5 protein-coding genes are annotated in these 4,633 nt (G+C 70.2%); 3 read left to right on the top strand and 2 right to left on the bottom strand.

Features of this window, described 5'->3' with window-relative positions:
* On the bottom strand, positions 1 to 756 hold a 756-nt coding region (locus VNS22_RS19795), incomplete at its 3' end, for a 4-hydroxybenzoate 3-monooxygenase (protein ID WP_325735479.1).
* A 253-nt stretch (positions 757 to 1,009) separates the two neighbouring features.
* On the opposite strand from VNS22_RS19795, the gene VNS22_RS19800 reads away from it, so the two are divergent.
* The 3 genes from VNS22_RS19800 to VNS22_RS19810 are packed head-to-tail and all read left to right on the top strand — an operon-like array spanning position 1,010 to position 3,881.
* On the top strand, positions 1,010 to 2,068 hold the full coding sequence (locus VNS22_RS19800) for a TRAP transporter substrate-binding protein (RefSeq protein ID WP_325735481.1): 1,059 nt from the start codon (positions 1,010 to 1,012) through the stop codon (positions 2,066 to 2,068).
* The gene (locus VNS22_RS19805) at positions 2,065 to 2,565 is read left to right on the top strand and encodes a TRAP transporter small permease (RefSeq protein ID WP_325735483.1); all 501 of its coding nucleotides are present in this window, start codon (positions 2,065 to 2,067) and stop codon (positions 2,563 to 2,565) included. The genes VNS22_RS19800 and VNS22_RS19805 overlap by 4 nt, the downstream gene beginning before the upstream one ends.
* Positions 2,562 to 3,881: a TRAP transporter large permease gene (locus tag VNS22_RS19810; RefSeq protein ID WP_325735485.1), complete on the top strand. Its 1,320-nt coding sequence runs from the start codon at positions 2,562 to 2,564 to the stop codon at positions 3,879 to 3,881. The genes VNS22_RS19805 and VNS22_RS19810 overlap by 4 nt, the downstream gene beginning before the upstream one ends.
* On the opposite strand, the gene VNS22_RS19815 is transcribed toward VNS22_RS19810, so the two are convergent.
* Positions 3,838 to 4,633 (bottom strand): lyase family protein (locus VNS22_RS19815; protein ID WP_325735487.1); only part of this gene is annotated, 796 nt, incomplete at its 5' end. The two genes, VNS22_RS19810 and VNS22_RS19815, sit on opposite strands and share 44 nt — an antisense overlap.

A 4,633-nucleotide genomic window follows, 5' to 3' on the forward strand; every position in this document is an offset into this window, starting at 1 on the left:
CGCGATCTCGTCGGGCAGGCGCCGGCACAGTTCCTCATAGAACCGCTCGTCCGGCCAGTCCTCGACCTTCTCGCCGGTCGGCACCTGGACGTAGTAGCGGCTGCGGGTGTGCGAGCGCATCGAGCAGAGCGCAAAACCCCGTTCGTGATTGGCGTAGACCAGCTCGTCCGAAGCTGGCGGCACGTCCGCCAGGAGGCCCAGCCAGCCGAACGGGTAGGTCCGCTCGAAGGTCCGGATGACGTGGCCCGGCACCAGCTGCCGGCAGATGCCGTGCGAGCCGTCGCAGCCCGCGACGAAGTCGCAGCTCAGTTCCTCGGTCACGCCGTCACGGGTGAAGCGGACGACGGGGCTCTTGCCGTCGAACCGCTCGATCCCGATGGCCGGGGCGGAGAAGAAGATCGGCGCTCCCATGGCGTCGCGCGCCTGGAGCAGGTCGCGGGTGACCTCGGTCTGGCCATAGACGGTGACGTGCCGGCCGCCGGTGAGCCCCGTGAGGTCGATCCGGTGGCGGCGGTTGGCAAACGCCAGCCATACCCCGTGATGGACCAGCCCTTCCCGCAGGAGGCGCTCGCCCGCACCCGCCTCGACCAGCAGGTCGGCCATGCCCTGCTCCAGCACCCCTGCCCTGATCCGGGACAGGACATGGGCCCGGCTGCTCCGCTCGACGATCACCGTGTCGATCCCGGCCCGACCCAGCAGCTGGCCGAGCAGCAGCCCGGCCGGGCCGGCACCGATGATCGCGACCTGGGTGCGCATCTGCCTCCCCGCTTCGGCTCCCCTCCGGCTGGTGCCGGTTGCGAAGTCTCGCGGATCGCCGCCCGGACCGGAAGGGAAAAGGTCCGGCGATCGTTTCCAGTCCGATCGAAGTCCGGAAGACCTGCCCCGATAGTGGCAGTCGCGAAGATCCGCCGGCATAGTCGCCCGGCATGGTTGCGATGACGACGTGCCGGTTTCCTGCCGATCCTTCGGTCAGGACCGAACAAATAACGTCTATCGGGGAGGCCATTCGATGGACCGATCGAGTTTCGGGCCGGGAACGACGCGGCGGCGTCTCCTGGTGCTGGCCGGCGGGGCGGTCGCGGCACCGGCGATCCTGCGCACGGGCCGTGCCAGGGCGGCCGAGGTGACGCTGAAGCTGCACCATTTCCTGCCGCCCACCTCCAACTGCCAGGTACGCTTCCTCCAGCCCTGGGCCGAACAGGTCCTGGCGGCGAGCGACGGCCGGCTGCAGATCGACATCTATCCGGCCATGAGCCTGGGCGGCAAACCACCCCAGCTGTTCGACCAGGCCAAGGACGGGGTGGTCGACCTGGTCTGGACCCTGCCCGGCTACACGGCCGGCCGCTTCCCCAGGATCGAGACCTTCGAGCTGCCGTTCCTGGGCGCCAGGACGTCGGCGGTGAACTCGAAGGCACTCCAGGACTTCGCCGAGCGGAACCTCACAGCAGAGTTCGGCGCCGTGCATCCGATCTGCTTTTGGGCCAACGACCAGGGCGTGATCCACAGCAGGACGCCGATCCGCAAACTGGAGGACATGCAGGGCCGCAAGCTGCGCTTCCCATCGAGGCTGACCGGCGAGGCCCTCAAGGCCCTGGGTGCCGCCGCGGTCGGCATGCCCGTGCCCCAGGTGCCCGAAAGCATCGCCCAGGGGGTCATCGAGGGCGCCATCGTGCCCTGGGAGGTCGTGCCGGCGTTGAAGCTGCAGGAACTGGTCTCGGCCCATACCGAGTTCGCGGACGGCACGCCGACGCTCTACACCTCGGCCCACTGCCTGGTGATGAACCGGGACAGCTACGCCCGGCTGCCGGACGATCTCAAGGCGGTGCTGGACGGCCTGTCCGGGCAGACCGCGTCCGCCATGGCGGCCAGGGCCTGGGACGAGGAGGCGCCGGTCGCGCGCAAGCTCGCCGAGGAGCGCGGCAACGAGATCGTCGAGATCCAGCCGGACGAGACCGAGCGCTGGATCGAGGCGACCCGGCCGGTCGTGGATGGCTGGGTCCAGGCTACCCAGGACGGTGCCGCCCTGCTCGAGGATGCCAGGGCCACGCTCGCCAAGTACGCGGCGTGACCGGGGTCGAGGACGCCCAGCCCGCCGGCCGGCTGGTCGAGGGGGTGACCCGGATCACCGCCTGGTGCGGCGGGATCGTGCTGCTCCTGGCCGGCGGGATCGTGACGGCCAGCGTGCTCCTGCGCTGGCTCCTGGGCAGCGGCATCGACGGCGATTTCGAGATGATGGAGATGGCGACCGCCCTTGCCGTGTTCGCTTTCCTGCCGTTCTGCCAGGCACGGCGCGGCAACATCATGGTCGACACCTTCACCGGCTGGATGTCGCCACGCGGCAGGCGGCTCCTGGACGCGTTCTGGGACCTGACCTGGGCAGGGTTCGCGGTGCTGATCGCCTGGCAGGCGTTCAAGGGCGGGCTGGAGGAGATCGGCTACGGCACCACCTCGATGTCGGCCGGCATTCCGGTGGGGCCGGTGATCGTGGCGACCGCCCTGCTGGCTGGCCTGCTCGCCGCCGTGGCGCTGGTCACGGCGATCCGGCTGGCGACCGGAAGATCATGAGCGGTCTGGTCCTGGCCTCGGCGGGCTTCGTCGCCCTCCTGCTCCTGATCGCCGTCCGCGTGCCGGTGGGCCTGGCCATGCTGCTCACCGGCAGTGCCGGCTATGTCGCCCTCTCGGGCTGGCCGGTCTTCCTCAACGCCATCAAGACGACCCCCTATTATCTCTTCGCCAACTACAGCTTGTCGGTCATCCCGCTGTTCGTGCTGATGGGCGCCTTCGCCGAGCAGTCGGGGCTCGCGCGCGACCTGTTCCGGGCGGCCAGCGGGTTCGTGGGGCACAAGCGCGGCGGGCTGGCCATGGCGGTGATCGGTGCGTGCACCGTGTTCGGCGCCATCTGCGGCTCGTCGGTCGCGACCGCCGCGACCTTCTCCCGGGCGGCCCTGCCGGAGTTCCGCCGCTTCGGCTATGCCGATTCGCTCGCGACCGGCACGGTCGCGGTGGGCGGCACGCTCGGCATCCTGATCCCGCCCTCGATCATCCTGATCGTCTATGCCATCACCACCGAGCAGAACATCGTCAAGCTGTTCGCGGCAGCGCTGATCCCGGGCCTGCTCGCGGCCCTCTTCTATTGCCTCACCGTCGCGATCCGGGTCCGGCTGAGGCCGGAGCTGGCGCCCGCCCACCCGCCGCATTCGCCCGCCGAGCGCCGTGCGGCCCTGGCCCGGGTCTGGCCGGCGGTCCTGATCGGCCTCGTGGTGCTGGGCGGCATCTATGGCGGCGTGTTCACGCCCACCGAGGGGGCGGCGGTGGGTGCCATCGCGATGCTGCTGCTGACCCTGGTGACGCGCCGCCTGGATCTGGCCGGGGTGATGCGCTGCCTGCTGCGCACCGCCGAGACCACCGGCATGATCGCGGCGATCCTCCTGGGTGCGGAGCTGTTCAACAGCTTTCTGACGCTCACCCAGATGCCCGGCATGCTCGCCCGCTGGATCGCCGAGAGCGGCCTGCCGCCCTATGGCGTGCTCGCCCTGATCCTGCTCACCTATATCGGCCTGGGTGCGGTGATGGACGAGCTGGCCATGATCCTCCTGACCCTGCCCGTGTTCTTCCCGGTGGTGGCCGGGCTCGACTTCGGCCTGACGGCGGAGCAGACCGCGATCTGGTTCGGCATCCTGGTGCTGATCGTGGTGGGCATCGGCCTGTCGGCGCCACCGATCGGCCTGAACGTGTTCGTCGTCAGCGCGATCGCCGAGCGGGTGCCCATCCGGGACACCTATGCCGGCGTCCTGCCCTTCGTGCTGGCGGACCTGATCCGGCTGGTGCTGATAGCCGCTATCCCGGCCCTGGCCTTGTGGCCGCTGGCTCTGCTGCACTGACTCCAGGCGCGCGTAGTGCCTGGACGATTTCTCGGGTTCGTTTCGTCGCGGCGGCCACGGTGCCGTCCAGCCGGCGCAATGCCGTCCAGTCGATGACCGGGCCCAGCGATTCTGCCAGCACATCGACCAGATGACGCCCGTCGGCCAGCGCCGTCTTCGCGGCGGCGGCGACCTGCTTTTCCGCCTCGCCGCGCGGCATGACCGCGGCCAGCGCGAACACGGCCGGCTCGGAGAACAGCAGGCCCGGCGCCGCGGTGGCGCGCCTGGTCATGGCGTCCGCGTCGATGACCAGATCCTGCAGCAAGACCAACGCAGTGCGCGAGGCGGCACCGGCTCCGACCAAAAGATCCGGCAGGTTCAGCCACTCGGCGAGCCAGGCGCTGCCGTCCCGTTCATGGGCGTGGAGCAAGGCATGATGCATGGCGGCCAGCCGCCCGGCGCTGGTGCATCCCAGTGTCACCAGCACTTCCGCTGCGACCGGGTTGGCCTTGTGCGGCATGGTCGACGAGCCGCCACCGGCGCCGGGTCGGACCTCGCCGACCTCGTTCTGGGCGAGCAGCAGGACATCCAGCCCGATCTTCGCGAGCGAGCCGGTCACCAGGGACAGCCAACCGGCGAGCTCGGCCACCGTGTCGCGCGCGGCATGCCAGGGTGCCATGGCCAGGCCGAGCCCCAGCTCCCGGGCCAGGGCCGCCTCCACCTCGCCTCCCCTTTCTCCCAGTGACGCCAGATTGCCGCTGGCACCGGCCAGG

Origin of the sequence: Geminicoccus sp. (genome assembly GCF_035556675.1) — a bacterium.
In the GTDB taxonomy this organism is placed as follows: Bacteria; Pseudomonadota; Alphaproteobacteria; order Geminicoccales; family Geminicoccaceae; genus Geminicoccus.

What these genes read in the sequence shown, in the direction of transcription:
- VNS22_RS19800 (WP_325735481.1), top strand. Translation starts at nt 1,010, where the DNA reads ATGGACCGATCGAGTTTCGGGCCGGGAACGACGCGGCGGCGTCTCCTG.
- VNS22_RS19810 (WP_325735485.1), top strand. Translation starts at nt 2,562, where the DNA reads ATGAGCGGTCTGGTCCTGGCCTCGGCGGGCTTCGTCGCCCTCCTGCTC.